Consider the following 14,191-nt stretch of genomic DNA (forward strand, 5'->3'; position numbering starts at 1 on the left):
TTTTTTATGTTACGTGTTTGCACCGTCACCTGTAAAGTAGCGATTCGTTATTTTTGGTGAATGCTCGCGACTATTGAGGGCAAAATGACATCATCGAGGAGGGAAGACCATGCGGATTTTTGGGGGAACGCTTAAAGCGCTGCTGCTTGTCGTCGGATGGACGCTGTTAGCCTGCTCCGTCGGCGAGCTTCAAGGCGGTGATACCCGCGCGGCAGCGAACGAAGCCTCGACGGCGAACGAACAGAATCGGCTGACGACTTCTTCGCCAAGCGTCTCGGATGCGGATGCCTTCTCCGGTCAAACGGGCAAAAGAAAACGAAGCGGCACGAAACCCGTATCCTGGGTGACGCTTCAGAAGCGTTATCCCGGCTCGTTCGTCATCTGGGGGCCGCGGCGCTATCGCAGAGTCGCGCTGACCTTCGACGACGTTCCGGATCCGGCCTATACGCCGCAAGTGCTTGAGACGCTTGCACGCTATAAAGTCAGGGCAACCTTCTTCGTCGTCGGCCAGCGAGCCGCGGCCTATCCCGCGCTCGTGCAGCGCATGGCCAGGGAAGGACATATCGTCGGCAATCATTCGTGGAATCATCCCGTCTTCTCGAGAATCTCGCGTTATGCCATGCAGCAGCAGATTTTGCGAACCGACTGGGCGCTGCGTCCGCTGATCGGCTACAGCCCCCGCTTCGTCCGTCCGCCATATGGCGAAATCATGCCGGCGCAGGTCGAATGGCTGCGGAGCGGCGGATATACCGTGGTTAACTGGGATGTGGACTCCGAGGATTGGCGCAGCTTGAACAGCCAGGCCATCCTGATCAACATCAAGCGAACGCTGCAGCCAGGTTCCATTATCCTGCAGCATGCCGGCGGAGGCAAAGGACAAGACCTGTCCGGGACCGTAGCTGCACTGCACCGTCTCATCAAGATGCTGCGCAGCAAGGGCTACGTCATCGTCACCTTGTCCGAGCTGCTCGGAAAGCCTGCAGCCCGCACGCAGCAATAAGCGGTACGTGATAATGGGCGAGTTGGTTTGTTGGTGAATGGAAAGTCAGTTGTTATACCGTAAATGGGCAAGAAAAAAGGCAGCCCGCCGGGGCTGCCTTTTCGTTACGATGCCACGCTTATGATTAATCGAGGATGAATACTTTTACGTATTGAAAGCCGAAACTGCTTGCATCTTTTCTGGACTGCGGAACGAAGATGTCGATCCGGTTGCCGTTAATGGCGCTGCCTTGATCCGATGCGACGGCTATCATGCCGCCGGAAGGAAGTCCGTTAAAATCGTACCCTGTCACATACACTTTGCTGCCCATCGGAATGACGTCCGGATCGACCGCGATCGTGCCGAGTTTGAGCGGATTGCCGAAATAATCGACGGCTCCCCATCCGTTCTCCTCGGGGGCAGCGGTATACGCGCTCGCCTTTGCCTGCACGACATCCGTATAGACATACGATTTTCCCTTTACCGAGACTCGGTTCAGCTGCGGCTTCTTCGCCGTGGCCGACTTCGATTTCTTGGCCGTCGCAGCTGCCGGTGATTTCTTCGGCACGGCCTTCGCAACGGGCTTCTTCGCCGCTTTCTTCGGAGCAGCTGCCTTGCTCTTCGCTGCTTTCGGAGCTTCTGCCGCTGCCTTAGGGGCTGCTTTGGCAACGGACATCGCCGCTGCCGCGAGGTTGGCCCCAGCTGAGGCCTTCATCAGCTTGACGGCCGGTTCTCCGCTTGCCGTTGCTGCGGCCGTCTCCACCGTGGGCGGAATAACGAGCTGCAGTCCCTCGTAGATGTTGCCTTCGTCCACGAACGGGTTCGCCTGCATCAGTTCGCTGATCGTGATGCCGAACTTGCCGGACAGCTTCCAGAACGTATCGTCTTCATTCGCCTTGTACAAGCCTTGCGCCTTTACGGCACCGGACTGCGACAGAATGGCAATGCCGAGCACTGCTGCTGCAATGCCCTTTTTCCAGGTGTTATTCATGTTGTCGATTGCCTCCTTGGATTTACGGTCATATATCCGTGCGGATGATATATGAACGTCATCGCGACAACGACCGAACCGCTGATTGAAGCGGAGTGTAGACGTCGTTCGTCGCATGCGGCCTGCGAGGTTAGTTGTCGGATTCGGATTGAGGAGTTCAACCCTACGCACGATCGCGTGCGATTCACCCCAGCGCCATGGCGCGGTGTATCCGTCATGTGATGGACATCAGATGACGGAACCGGAGCAATATGACTTGCCCCAAAAGATCCCCCGTACGGTAACGTTTCGGCTCGCGTAATAGAATACCATAGTCGTGAATAGTAAACCTACCGGTAAATACAACCACTAAGCAGGCAGACGGATGTTCTACCCGTTCTTGGGCAATGAGATGACCACGGTCGTCCCGATGCCGGGATAGCTGGATAAATCGATTTTCCCGCGATGGCCTTCGATAATACGGTAGCAGACCATGAGACCGAGGCCGGTTCCGCTTTCCTTGGTCGTAAAGAAAGGACCGCCGAGAAAAGGCAGCAGTTCCTCCGGAATGCCGATCCCTTGATCGGTTATGGCTACCGAGATGGTATCGGGGTCGCTCGAATCCAGCTTGATGCGCGTCGTTCCGCCTTTGGGCATTGCTTCGATCGCATTTTTGACCACGTTGACGAATACCTGCTTGAGCTGATTCTCCTCGCACAGCAGCACCGCGGACTCCGCATCGTAGCTGGCGACCAACTGCACGTTGTTGATAACCGCCTGCGTCTCGAGCAGCGTGAGCACGCTCTGGATCGTCTTGACGAGATCATGCCTTCGGAATTGATTCGCCTGGGGCTTCGCCAGCGCCATGAATTCCTGCACGATGGAATTGATGCGGTCGAGCTCAACGAGCATGATGTCGAAGTACTCATGATAACTGTTGATTTTGGTTTTCAGGAATTTGGAGAATCCGATCAGCGAGGTCAGCGGGTTGCGGATTTCATGCGCGATGCCTGCGGCCATTTGGCCGACCACCGACAGCTTCTCCGACTGGATAAGCGCTTCTTCCTCTTTCTTGCGGTCGCGGATATCGCGAAATACGCTTTGCACGACCGTTCCTTTGCCGGGATAATGGCGGATTCGCGTACTGGAAACTTCGACGTCGATGATTTCGCCATAGAAGCCGACGAGCTTCGCTTCGGAGAATTCATTGGGCTCATCGGTATCCAGTACCTCCCGGAGCCGTGCCATGACGGTCTCCCGCTCGTCGGGGTGCATATAATTTTCCACCCGAGGATTGGCCAACAGCTCCGCCTCGGTTATGCCGAGTATGCGCAATCCCGCCTGATTCGTGAAGAGAATCGATTCGCAGTCGTGGACGAAAATCGGTTCGGGCAAATATTTGATCAGACGCTGGTAGCTCATGGAATCCGGACGCAATTCTTGCGCGGATTCTTCGGAAGCGCCAGGCAGAAGCTCGAGTTTACGTTTCAATTGCGATGCAAGCAAGCGATTGCAATAAACGGCTTTGCGCCTCATGTCCCAACCCCCGAAACGATATTCTTGTAACAATTCGCTTCGAACGGTGCAATCCCTCTGGCATTAAAAACAATTAATCTTCTTTCATCCCTTTGGTCAAGATGGCGATGCCTTCCTGGAAGATCGGCAGAACGCGGGCCAGCAGACTCTCGGTCGGCTCCGCGTGCCCCGTATAGGTGCTGACGAAGCCTTGCAAGTAATAGAAGAGGACGCGGGCCCGGTTCGTCACGGCTTCTTCACTGTGGGCGTCCGTGCAGTCCGCCGATAAAGCGAGCTGCAGCGACTGCCTCACATGCGCAAACAAACGATTGCGGATGACGTTGATTTCGAGCGCCGGCTGCGGATCGTCTACTCGGACCGAGCCGGTTATAAACAGTACCGTTTGGAGGCTGCCGTTGCTCAGGCAGAAGGTGACGAAATTCGCGCAGACCGCCTTGAGCCGGTCTATGGGCGTCACGTCCGCCCGCTCCATCTCCGTCATGAATTGCGCCTCCAGCTCAAGCAGCGAAGGAATGGCGATATGCTGCAGCAGCTCTTCTTTATTCTTGAAATACAAATAAATCGCCGTATGCGAGCAGCCGGCCTGCTTGGCGATCTCGCGCATCGTGACGTGCGGATAACCTTTCTCGGCGAACAACTCCGCGGCGGATTGGCGAATCGCCGCCTTCATGTCTTCGGTCATTTGTTTTCGTTTCGACATCATCGCGTATCGGACCCCTTATTAGATAACCATTGGTTACATTTTAAACGACGTCCGATGCTATGTAAAGAAAGCGGCCCCGGAAAGGGCCGCTTCGAAGTGCTCAAAGCAGCGTTTAGGACGTGAATTCCTGTACCCATTCGCCGTTATAGTAGGCTACGCCGATCTTGCCGTAATGACTGCCAAGAATGTTCGCTTTATGACCTGCACTGTTCATCCAAGCCGTCATGACTTCCTGAGGCGTGCGCTGTCCTTTGGCGATATTCTCGCCGGCATAGGAATAAGCGACGCCGTAGGCACGCATCATATCAAAGGGCGACCCGTACGTCGGCGAATTATGATCGAAATAGTTGTTGGCATACATATCCTTTGCTTTGTCCAGTGCGACCTTCGTCAGCAACGAATCGGATTTTAGCGCGGTCAGACCCGCATTGGCGCGCTCCTTGTTGACCAGCGTCACGACTTGTGCAGCGAATGTAGTCTTGTCCGTCGTACTCGTTCCGGTGTTCGACGTCGTTCCGCCGGTAGAAGCTGAACCGCCTGAGCCTGCCGTCGGCACCTTGACCGTCATGCCGGCCCAAATGACATTCGGGTTGGCGATGACCGGGTTAGCCGCGATCAACGCGCCTAGGCTGACGCCGTACTTTTGCGCGATTTTATACATCGTATCGTTGTTCGTCACTTGATACGTTACGGAAGGGTTCACGGAGGCTGCTTCTGCCTTCTGCAGTGCTGCTCCTCCTCCAAGTACGATTAAACCTGCTGCGAGTACGCTTGCTACACCTGTTCGAAATGGTTGCATCTTCATGAAAAATCCTCCTCGTGTGTCAAAGTGTGTTGCCGGTCTTCCGACGCCACCCATGGTAACACGGGGATACGGGCTTTACACCCCATAAAATCTTCCATTAAGACTGGAAATGAAACTGCTGCAGCACTTCGTCGTCGACATAGTCAAGGCTGTCCGCCTTCTTCAAATTGCAGTCCGCGCAAGCGCATACGCAGTTCGCGGGCGTTGATAGGCCGCCTTTGGATTTGGGCAGCACATGGTCGATCGTATCTCCGAATTCGCCGCAGTAGCGGCATACATAATCGTCGCGCTGGAGCACGAGCAGCCGGAAATCGGTCTTCGTGTACAGCTTGTGAATCAAGCCGGGATGGATGATGCCCGCAGCGCCTTCCTCCACCATTCGAACCGCCATTTCGGTCGGAATCTCCGTCGACCAGCGCTTGCCCGTCTCGCGTTTGCCACGCAGGCGGATCATGCCGCGTCCGCGGTCGTTCAGAAGCGATGTCTTATACGAGAAATTGCCTTTCACGGGAATGATAACGCGGTCCGGCGGACGAACGTATCCGGCTTCCGCGACCGCTTCCGTTTCGGTCTCGTTCTTCCGTTTGGCAGACTTGCCGCGCGCGCGCCGCCGCTTGCGCTTTCTCTTGCGCGGAGCAGCGGGGCCGTCATGCTCCTGCCCGGCGATGCCGTCTTGTTCTGCCGACGCTTCTTGAGTCCCGTCGGGTTCTTCCGTTTCACTGACCGCGGAACCCGCTGCGCCTTCGCCCGGCTTGTCCTGTTCGTCAAGACGCCGCAGCTCCGTCCCTTTCTTCCTTCTGCGCCGGCGTTTGCGCTTCGGTTTCGGCGGCACCGCGCCGCCGTCCTCGGCAGAATCAATCTCGACCGGGAAGCTGTCGACGGCATCGACGCCGCTCTCATCGCCAGAGGCGTTATCGGTCAGTGCCATATCCGTATCGAGCGCCTCGTCCGGTCCGATTTCTTCCGGCAATTCTCCGTGCAGCGAATGTTTCTGCTTCTTCATTCTTCTCCGGCGCTTGCGCTTCGGCGCTGCCGCGCCGGTCTCCGCGGCCTGCGGCGCTTCTTCCGCGGCAACCGCGATAGCGCCGGCATCCTCCGCCGCCATAGGCTGACCCGACTGCCTGCGCTTGCGCAGGCAGGTCCGGCAGGTTCCTCTCCTGCCGCTGCCGCCCGACCTTTTGGTATAGGCGGAGAGCGGCTTCTCCCTTCCGCAGGCCGCGCATGCTTTCAACTCCGTCATCTTCTGCTTCGCTCCGTTCGTCCGTTCGTCTTCGTTAAATCAATAGGCCGTGCATTTTGCGGAACTGTTCCGGCGTCATGCCCTCGGCTTTCCCGAACGCCGCGATGAAATGGCTGGAATCCCGATAGCCGGACAATTGGGCAATGTCCTTGATGGATTGTTTGTTGTCCCCGAAGCTCATCATCTCTTTGGACTTAATGATCCGAAGCCGAATCAGGTAAGCGTAGGCCGTAATGCCGAAAGCCTGCCGAAACAACGAATTCAGGTAACGCGGGCTGATGTCGAGCTGCTGCGCCATGTCGGAGAGTCCGATCTCCGGATCTCCGTAATGCTCGTCGAGCCAGTGCAGCAGCGGATCCAGCTTCTCCAAGTGCTGGTATACCGAGGAGCGTCCGCCCTTCTGCCCGTAAATTTTGATCATCGTCAAGAAACGATACAGCGCCGCCGAGGCATTGAGTCCCGTCCGGTCGTCGTCCTTGCTGATTTGCTCGATCATGCCTACCAGCTGCCGCGTAATCGGCGCATCGTCGTTCCAATGAAGCCATTCCGTATGGCGAATGCCGAGCGACGCCAGCATGGAAGCTGCCAATGCGCCGCCGAAGGTGACGTACAGCGTGGTCCACTTCTTCCCGCCTTTGGCCGCGTAAGAATGCGGAACGCCCGGAAACAGCATCGAGCCGCTGCCCGGCGGAAGCGAGTAACGGCGCCCGTTCAGCAGAAATTCGCCTTCTCCCTCGAGCGTCTGCAGCCAATGAAAATTCGGATAGCCTTTGGTGCGATCTATAGATTCCTGATCTGGATTATAGCCGATACTGTCCATGTAGAGTGGAAGGTCGTATTCGCCGAGCGTGAACATGTACCGGTTCATATGCCCGTCGAAGAAAATGGTTCTCTGCCCATCCTGCTGTTCCATATTATCATATCCTGCCAATCGTATTTTATATATCCGTCAGCTTCAGCTTACCATAAAATGGACCTATTATCACTATGGACACTAGAAGGGATCGATCATCATGGATACGACCAATCTGCCCAAAATGTTATATGGAGGCGACTACAATCCGGAGCAGTGGGATGCCTCGATCTGGCCGGAGGACATGCGCCTGCTGGAACTCGCCGGCATGAATATCGCGACCGTCAATGTATTCTCCTGGGCCATGCTGCAGCCGGGCGAAGATAACTATGATTTCGAGACGCTGGACCGCATCATGGACATGCTGGGCGCGAACGGCATATATGCCTGCCTGGCTACGGGCACGGGCGCGCATCCGGCATGGATGGCCCGCCGGCACCCCGACGTGCTGCGCACCGACTTCCAAGGCCGGAAGCGCAAATTCGGCGGACGCCATAATTCCTGTCCGAACAGCCCGACCTACCGCATGTATGCGCAGCGGCTAGCCGACAAGCTGGGCGAGCGTTACAAGAACCATCCGGCGCTCCTGCTTTGGCATGTATCCAACGAGTACGGCGGCGACTGCTACTGCGATAACTGCGAAGCGGCCTTCCGTGTCTGGCTGCAGCAGAAGTACGGCTCGCTGGACAAGCTGAACGAACAATGGAACACGCGGTTCTGGGGCCATACCTTCTATGATTGGGAAGAAATCGTCCTTCCAAACGCGCTCTCCGAGCAATGGTCGGATACAAGAACGAATTTCCAGGGGATATCGCTGGATTACGCGCGCTTCAATTCGGACGGAATGCTCGATTGCTACAAGCTTGAATACGAAGCGCTGAAGAAGCACACGCCGGATATTCCCGTCACGACGAATCTGATGGGTACCTATAAACCGCTCGATTATTTCAAATGGGCCAAGCATATGGACATCGTCGCCTGGGACAACTATCCCGGCATGGATACCCCCGTGAGCCTGACGGCCATGACGCATGACCTCATGCGCGGACTGAAAGGCGGCAAGCCGTTCCTGCTCATGGAACAGACGCCTAGCCAGCAAAATTGGCAGGCGTACAATACGTTGAAGCGCCCCGGCGTAATGCGCTTATGGAGCTATCAGGCCGTCGCCCACGGCTCCGACAGCGTCATGTTCTTCCAGCTTCGCCGCTCCGTCGGTGCTTGCGAGAAATATCACGGCGCGCTGATCGAGCATGTCGGCCACGAGCACACGCGCGTCTTCCGCGAATGCGCGCAGCTCGGCGATGAGCTGCGGCGGCTGGAGGGCAAGCTGCTCGGCTCGCGGCTTCCGAGCCGAATCGCCATCCTGTTCGATTGGGAGAACCGGTGGGCGATCGAATATTCCAGCGGGCCGAGCGTCGACCTCAAATACGTAGACGAGGTCCAACGTTATTACAAAGCGCTGTATGAACTCGGCCACGCCGTCGACATCGTTTCATTCGAAGATGATCTCGCGGCGTACGATATCGTGCTTGCGCCGGTCATGTACATGGTTAAGCCGGGCATGGCGGCGCGCATCGAACGCTTCGTTGCGGACGGCGGCGATTTTGTAACGACGTTCTTCAGCGGCATCGTAAACGAGAACGATCTCGTGACGTTGGGCGGTTATCCAGGCGAACTGCGCAAAGTGCTCGGCATATGGGCGGAGGAGATCGATGCGCTGTTCCCCGGACGCATGAACTCCATCGTAATGAAGGAAGCGATCGGCGAGCTGCAAGGCTCCTACGGCTGTTCCCTGTTATGCGATCTGATCCATGCCGAAGGCGCGGAAACGATCGCCGAATACGGCGATGACTTCTATGCCGGCATGCCTGCGCTGACCCGCAATCGTTTCGGCGATGGCGAAGCCTGGTATGTGGCGTCGAGCCCCGACGATGCTTTCCTGCAAGGTTTCCTCGGCGAGCTATGCCGTCGGAGGAACATCCTCCCGCTTCCGGGCAAGGCGCCGGGAGTGGAGGTGACTCGCCGGGAAAAGGACGGACAATCGTATTTATTCGTCTTGAACCATAACGAGCAAGCGGCAACGATCGATCTCGGCAGCGTTAACGGCACGGATCTGCTTTCGGGCCGGGCTGTAGCCGGCGAGGTTGTTCTTAACGGCCGCGACGTCCTGATCGTGGAGCATCTAGCTTGATCTTCCTTGCTCCATCATCGTATAGCCCCTTCTGCCGCTGAACATATTAGTGGTTAGAAAGGAGCTTGATACTCTTATGAAAAGATTTTTCGGAACGCTGCTCGGTTTAGTGTTGGCATTCGGCGTAGGTGCAATCATTTATAACTCCGTCAGGGACACGCACACCACGCCGAACGGCAACACGTACCACTCGGCAGGCAAGGACGGGCGCCGCATCGGGATGAATGCCGTCGATAGGAATCGGGTCACGACCTATAACGACGGCACCATGCGTGCCAGGCAGCTGGGTAACGGCAACCTCGATCTGAACCCGCTGAACGATTGGCTGCGTCAGATGTATCCCGGTAATGCCAATTACTATAACGGCAATACGGGCAATACGGGCAATACCGGCAATGGGGGCTACTACAATCCAGGTGCTGGATATGGCGGCAACACAGGCAACACCGGTAATACGGGAAACACCGGCAATACCGGCAACAAGACGGGGAATACCGGCAATACGGGCAGCGGGGCCGGAACGACGGCGGACTCCGGCATCGCCAATCAAATTCTTGCCAAGGTGAACGCCGAGCGTGCGAAAGCCGGCGTCGGCGCGCTGACGCTCAGCGCCAGCTTGAACAAGGTCGCCCAAGCCAAATCGGCCGACATGCGCGACAAAAACTACTTCGATCACCAATCGCCGACTTACGGCAGCCCGTTCGATATGATGAAATCGTTCGGCGTCAATTATTCTTATGCGGGCGAGAACATCGCCGCGGGCCAGCAGTCCGTCGATGCCGTCATGACGGCGTGGATGAACAGCCCCGGCCACCGTCAGAATATCCTCAGCGCCAACTACACCCAGCTGGGCGTTGGCTACGCCCAGGGCGGCAACATGAGCCCTTACTGGACGCAGGAGTTTATCAAGCCTTAACCCGCTTTATCTATGCCTTCGAAAGCACGATTTCTCTCGCTTTGCGAGAGAAGCCGTGCTTTCTTGACGTTTAGCGGTCATTCGGCATACCCGCGGCTTTGCGAAACGCTCCCGGCGTCGCTTCGGTTTCCTTCTTGAACGTTTTCGCGAAATGGTGGATATCCGCGAAGCCGCAATACGCCGCGATCTCCTCCATGGCAAGGTCGGGATCCCTCAGCAGCTCCATGGCATGCTGAATACGCAGCCGGAGCAGATACCGATGCGGCGCAACGCCGAACTGTTCCTTGAATTTCGCGCTGAAGCGCGATGGAGACAAATTGGCTCTGGCCGCCATTTCCTGCACGCTGAGCGGCTCCGACAAGCGGAAGGAAATGAACGAGGTGATCCAATTCATCGGCTGAGGCGCCGATTTCTCCGTCTGCTTCAGATCCTCGGAGTGATCCTCCAAGATCGTATGGAGAATCTCCGCGGCCAGCGTCTGCGCCCGCAGCTGCATCAGCGGATTGCGCCGCTGCCAGCTGTCGACCATTTCCAGTAGTTTGTCGCGCAGCTGGATGGGCTGTTTCGGCCGCAGGCGGACCGGGATATCGATGCCGTGGAGGTCGTTCAAGCGCGGCTGAAGCAAATGCTGGTAAGGCGTAAGATCGATTTGCCCGCTGCGCGTCGGGAAACGTTCTTCCCTGAACGCGTCGTAGAACCAATCCAGATGGGCGAACGGCGTGATCGTATTCGTCTTCCCTTCGAGCACGGTCAAGCTGCCCGGTTGAATCAGACAAAAGTCGCCGCCGTGCAGCTCATACGGTTCCCCATCGATATGGAATAGGCAGTCGCCCTCCTGAACGTAGACGAGCAAATAATCGAGCAGCCTTCTCGCTGCCATGCTCCACGGTTCCCGAACCGCAAAATCGCTCTCGCGGATGTAAGGCGCGACCGGCTGCGCCGCCATCAGTTCAGATAAATACATGAACAGGCCTCCCCTTCTCCGTCTCGGTGTTCGCTTTCTTTTATTATAGGAGATGACAATCGTTTTTGACAAAAGAATCAGCGGTTTGTTACAAAGATTTCCGTTCATGCCGCACCCTATAATGGAATCATTCCAGTACCTTATCACGGGCATCCCGGGCGGATGACTAAAGGAGACGTTGAACGAACATGGCGACATCGGCCGACTATGCAAAGCTCCCCTCGCTTCAAGACGATTATGCGCTGAGCGCGGAACAAATCGCGTCTTATCAGCGCAACGGACACATCTTGCTGCGAGAAGTGGCGACGCAGGAAGAGATAAACGCTTATGAACCCGTCATTGCGGATGTGGTCCGCGAGCACAATTACATGACGAAGCCCGTCGCGGAGCGCGACACCTACGGCAAGGCCTTTATCCAGATCGGCAATCTCTGGAAGCTGAACGAAGGGGCGGAACGGTTCGTCCTGGCAAGACGCTTCGCCAAGATCGCGGCCGAGCTGATGGGCGTCGAAGGCGTACGCATCTACCACGACCAAGCGTTGTTCAAGGAGCCTGGCGGCGGCCATACGCCATGGCATCAGGATCAAATCTACTGGCCGCTGGATACGCCGAACACGATTACGCTGTGGATGCCGCTCGTACCCGTCTCCGAGGAAGTCGGCTCCATGACGTTCGTCGACGGCTCCCAGGCGTTCGGGTACGTGTCCCGCCAAGAAATATCGGACGAATCCCACAAGACGCTCGGCTCGTTCATCGAAGGCAAACAGCTGCCGAAGACGAATTACGGCACCATGGCGGCAGGAGACGCCACTTTCCATGCGGGCTGGACGCTGCACTCCGCGCCGGGCAATCCGACGGACACCATGCGCGAGGTCATGACGATTATCTATATCGCCGACGGCGTTCGGATCGTAGAACCGGATTCCAACTCCCGCAGAAACGATATGCACGGCTGGTTCCCGGGACTTGGACCAGGCGATTTGGCCGCCTCTCCGCTCAATCCGCTTGTTTATAAAGCGTAAGTTGGCTGCGTAAGATTTCTAACGGACATAAACAAAACGGGAGGAAGCAGATATTCTGCTTCCTCCCGTTTTTTATTACCCTTATTGAATCACTTATGAATTGCCCTTACTTCACCGTATCGGTCTTCTGTGCCTTGTCTAGCCCTACAGGCTGATTACTTTGCCCGTCGCTTGCGATTCGAACGCGGCCAAAATAACGGCCAGCGATTTGCGGCCTTCCTCGCCCGAGATGCTTGGCGGCGTGTTCGTCACGAGGCTCTCGACGAAAGCATCGATGACGCCGCTCGACTCCTGCTTGTCGTTGGTGGCGATCGCACCGACGTTATAGCGTTCGACCGAACCGTTGCGAAGCTCCACGATGATCTGATCGCGCGGATCCGTTCCGATCTTCATCACGCCGTTCTCGCACCAGAGCACCGTGCTGTTGTCCTCGCCCTTGTAGTACGTCCAGCTGGCAATAAGCGTGCCGATCGCGCCGCTCTTCATGCGAAGCAGGCAAGTCGCGTTATCGTCGATATCGGTGTCCTTCTTGTCCAGCGTACCGATGAATCCCGTCACTTGCGCGACTTCATCGTTCAGCAGGTAACGGATCAGGTCGGACTTGTGAACGCCAAGGTCGCCCATCGCGCCCATGATCGCCTCAGGCCTGCGGAAGAACCAGCTGCCTCTGCCGTCCACGCTCCAGCCCTCCGGCCCCGGATGACCGAACGACGTACGGAACGTCAGGACGCGGCCAAGCACGCCGGAATCCAAGATCGCCTTCGCCTTCACGTGAGGCGGCATCAGACGTTGGTTGTGGCCCACCATCAGATAAACGCCGTTCTTCGCCGCGGCTTCGATCATCGCCGCCGCTTCCTCGTCCGTGGAAGCCATGGGTTTCTCGACAAGGACATGCGCGCCCGCGTTCGCGGCGGCAATCGAGACTTCCGCATGCAGGTAGTTCGGCGTGCAGACGCTGACTGCATCCGGTTTGATGTCGCTCAGCATGTCTTCGTAGGAAGCGAATGCTTTGGCGCCGAACTCATCGGCAAGCTTGTTGGCCCGCTCCAATACAGGATCGACGAATGCGACCAGCGTTACGTTCGGATTGACGGCGTATTCCGGAATATGGCGGCGCTGCGCGATCGCGCCGCAGCCGACGACGGCTACACGAATTTTAGTCATGCTAGGATAGCTCCTCTTCTAAGATAATTACGCTTTATGGCCGTTTGTCTTCAGCCAGTCCATGCTCGTTTGAACGGATTCCAGCGGCGGATTGGCGCAAGTGTCCTGCTCGACGATCAGCCATTCCACGTTCGCTTTCTCGGCAGCCGCAATAATGTCGTTCAGCGCCAAGTCGCCGCGGCCGAGCTCGACCGTATCGATTTGACCGCCGGCTTCGCCTTTGCGGAAGTCTTTCAGGTGAAGCAGCGGCAGGCGGCCCGCGTATTTAGCGATGTAGGCTAGCGGATCCTGGCCCGAATATTGCACCCAGCCGATATCCATTTCGACTTTCAGCAAATCCGCCGGAAGCTTCGTGTACATCGCGTCGAAGACGAATTCGCCGTCGATTTTGAGCGCGAATTCGAAGTCGTGGTTATGGTAGCCAAATTGCAGGCCTTCCTGCTTCAAGCGCTCTCCGATGCCGGCGAACTGCTCGATCAGGGCGCGCCAGAACGATTCGCCTTTGGAGACGTTCTCCGGCGAGATCCACGGGCAGACAACGTACGTTGCGCCGATCGTTTTCAGATAAGCGATCTCTTCGTCCAGCTTCTCTTCCAGGTTGCTCAAGCTGACGTGGCTGCCGAATGCTTCCAGGTTCAGCTCGTTCAGCAGATCGCGCATTTCTTCGGCCGGAACGTCGCCGTAGCCGGCGAATTCAACGCCTTCGTAGCCCATAGCCGCAACTTTGCGAAGCGTGCCTTTCATATCCTTAGCTGTTTCGTCGCGAAGCGTATAAAGCTGCAATCCGATTTTCATCCGATAATCGTCCCTTCGATTTGCGTCCCGGCGAGAATCGCGCCGCAAACGTC

General features: G+C 56.9%; 13 protein-coding genes and 1 riboswitch. Of the genes, 4 read left to right on the forward strand and 9 right to left on the reverse strand.

The window, feature by feature from the left end; genetic code table 11:
- Positions 1-109 precede the first annotated feature (109 nt).
- Positions 110-1,000: a polysaccharide deacetylase family protein gene (locus GT003_RS12520; RefSeq protein WP_161698035.1), complete on the forward strand. Its 891-nt coding sequence runs from the start codon at positions 110-112 to the stop codon at positions 998-1,000.
- Positions 1,001-1,124: 124 nt separating this feature from the next.
- On the opposite strand, the gene GT003_RS12525 is transcribed toward GT003_RS12520, so the two are convergent.
- The 6 genes from GT003_RS12525 to GT003_RS12550 all read right to left on the reverse strand — a co-directional run bounded on the left by GT003_RS12525 (position 1,125) and on the right by GT003_RS12550 (position 7,146).
- Positions 1,125-1,970 (reverse strand): 3D domain-containing protein, encoded by an 846-nt coding sequence (locus GT003_RS12525; protein WP_161698036.1) that lies wholly within the window; start codon positions 1,968-1,970, stop codon positions 1,125-1,127.
- A gap of 104 nt (positions 1,971-2,074) precedes the next feature.
- Positions 2,075-2,274: riboswitch (cyclic di-AMP (ydaO/yuaA leader) on the reverse strand.
- A gap of 65 nt (positions 2,275-2,339) precedes the next feature.
- On the reverse strand, positions 2,340-3,485 hold the full coding sequence (locus GT003_RS12530) for an ATP-binding protein (RefSeq protein ID WP_161698038.1): 1,146 nt from the start codon (positions 3,483-3,485) through the stop codon (positions 2,340-2,342).
- Between the two features lie 73 nt (positions 3,486-3,558).
- Positions 3,559-4,188 carry a TetR/AcrR family transcriptional regulator gene (locus GT003_RS12535; RefSeq protein ID WP_161698040.1) on the reverse strand — a complete coding sequence of 210 codons (630 nt, stop codon included), beginning with the start codon at positions 4,186-4,188 and terminating at the stop codon, positions 3,559-3,561.
- 112 nt (positions 4,189-4,300) lie between these two features.
- Positions 4,301-4,993 carry a CAP domain-containing protein gene (locus GT003_RS12540; RefSeq protein ID WP_161698043.1) on the reverse strand — a complete coding sequence of 231 codons (693 nt, stop codon included), beginning with the start codon at positions 4,991-4,993 and terminating at the stop codon, positions 4,301-4,303.
- Positions 4,994-5,090: 97 nt separating this feature from the next.
- Entirely contained in the window at positions 5,091-6,233 is a 1,143-nt protein-coding gene (locus tag GT003_RS32480) for an HNH endonuclease (protein WP_239565977.1), read from the reverse strand.
- Positions 6,234-6,267: 34 nt separating this feature from the next.
- The gene (locus GT003_RS12550; RefSeq protein ID WP_161698045.1) at positions 6,268-7,146 is read right to left on the reverse strand and encodes an AraC family transcriptional regulator; all 879 of its coding nucleotides are present in this window, start codon (positions 7,144-7,146) and stop codon (positions 6,268-6,270) included.
- A gap of 100 nt (positions 7,147-7,246) precedes the next feature.
- On the opposite strand from GT003_RS12550, the gene GT003_RS12555 reads away from it, so the two are divergent.
- Entirely contained in the window at positions 7,247-9,277 is a 2,031-nt protein-coding gene (locus GT003_RS12555) for a beta-galactosidase (RefSeq protein WP_161698047.1), read from the forward strand.
- Between the two features lie 76 nt (positions 9,278-9,353).
- Positions 9,354-10,193 carry a CAP domain-containing protein gene (locus GT003_RS12560; protein ID WP_239565976.1) on the forward strand — a complete coding sequence of 280 codons (840 nt, stop codon included), beginning with the start codon at positions 9,354-9,356 and terminating at the stop codon, positions 10,191-10,193.
- 70 nt (positions 10,194-10,263) lie between these two features.
- On the opposite strand, the gene GT003_RS12565 is transcribed toward GT003_RS12560, so the two are convergent.
- Positions 10,264-11,157 (reverse strand): AraC family transcriptional regulator, encoded by an 894-nt coding sequence (locus GT003_RS12565; RefSeq protein WP_239565975.1) that lies wholly within the window; start codon positions 11,155-11,157, stop codon positions 10,264-10,266.
- A 188-nt stretch (positions 11,158-11,345) separates the two neighbouring features.
- Here GT003_RS12565 and GT003_RS12570 point away from each other — a divergent pair, with 188 nt between their 5' ends.
- Positions 11,346-12,179, forward strand: coding sequence for a phytanoyl-CoA dioxygenase family protein (locus tag GT003_RS12570; RefSeq protein WP_161698049.1), 834 nt, complete (start codon positions 11,346-11,348; stop codon positions 12,177-12,179).
- A 144-nt stretch (positions 12,180-12,323) separates the two neighbouring features.
- Here the strand turns inward: GT003_RS12570 and GT003_RS12575 are convergent, their stop codons facing one another.
- The gene (locus GT003_RS12575) at positions 12,324-13,343 is read right to left on the reverse strand and encodes a Gfo/Idh/MocA family protein (RefSeq protein WP_161698051.1); all 1,020 of its coding nucleotides are present in this window, start codon (positions 13,341-13,343) and stop codon (positions 12,324-12,326) included.
- Between the two features lie 27 nt (positions 13,344-13,370).
- The gene (locus GT003_RS12580) at positions 13,371-14,138 is read right to left on the reverse strand and encodes a sugar phosphate isomerase/epimerase family protein (protein WP_161698053.1); all 768 of its coding nucleotides are present in this window, start codon (positions 14,136-14,138) and stop codon (positions 13,371-13,373) included.
- Positions 14,139-14,191: the final 53 nt, after the last annotated feature.

The organism is Paenibacillus sacheonensis, from assembly GCF_009909195.1.
GTDB classification, from domain to species: Bacteria; Bacillota; Bacilli; order Paenibacillales; family Paenibacillaceae; genus Paenibacillus_Z; species Paenibacillus_Z sacheonensis.

What these genes read in the sequence shown, in the direction of transcription:
- GT003_RS12520 (WP_161698035.1), top strand. Translation starts at nt 110, where the DNA reads ATGCGGATTTTTGGGGGAACGCTTAAAGCGCTGCTGCTTGTCGTCGGA.
- GT003_RS12525 (WP_161698036.1), bottom strand. Translation starts at nt 1,970, where the DNA reads ATGAATAACACCTGGAAAAAGGGCATTGCAGCAGCAGTGCTCGGCATT.
- GT003_RS12530 (WP_161698038.1), bottom strand. Translation starts at nt 3,485, where the DNA reads ATGAGGCGCAAAGCCGTTTATTGCAATCGCTTGCTTGCATCGCAATTG.
- GT003_RS12535 (WP_161698040.1), bottom strand. Translation starts at nt 4,188, where the DNA reads ATGATGTCGAAACGAAAACAAATGACCGAAGACATGAAGGCGGCGATT.
- GT003_RS12540 (WP_161698043.1), bottom strand. Translation starts at nt 4,993, where the DNA reads ATGAAGATGCAACCATTTCGAACAGGTGTAGCAAGCGTACTCGCAGCA.
- GT003_RS32480 (WP_239565977.1), bottom strand. Translation starts at nt 6,233, where the DNA reads ATGACGGAGTTGAAAGCATGCGCGGCCTGCGGAAGGGAGAAGCCGCTC.
- GT003_RS12550 (WP_161698045.1), bottom strand. Translation starts at nt 7,146, where the DNA reads ATGGAACAGCAGGATGGGCAGAGAACCATTTTCTTCGACGGGCATATG.
- GT003_RS12555 (WP_161698047.1), top strand. Translation starts at nt 7,247, where the DNA reads ATGGATACGACCAATCTGCCCAAAATGTTATATGGAGGCGACTACAAT.
- GT003_RS12560 (WP_239565976.1), top strand. Translation starts at nt 9,354, where the DNA reads ATGAAAAGATTTTTCGGAACGCTGCTCGGTTTAGTGTTGGCATTCGGC.
- GT003_RS12565 (WP_239565975.1), bottom strand. Translation starts at nt 11,157, where the DNA reads ATGTATTTATCTGAACTGATGGCGGCGCAGCCGGTCGCGCCTTACATC.
- GT003_RS12570 (WP_161698049.1), top strand. Translation starts at nt 11,346, where the DNA reads ATGGCGACATCGGCCGACTATGCAAAGCTCCCCTCGCTTCAAGACGAT.
- GT003_RS12575 (WP_161698051.1), bottom strand. Translation starts at nt 13,343, where the DNA reads ATGACTAAAATTCGTGTAGCCGTCGTCGGCTGCGGCGCGATCGCGCAG.
- GT003_RS12580 (WP_161698053.1), bottom strand. Translation starts at nt 14,138, where the DNA reads ATGAAAATCGGATTGCAGCTTTATACGCTTCGCGACGAAACAGCTAAG.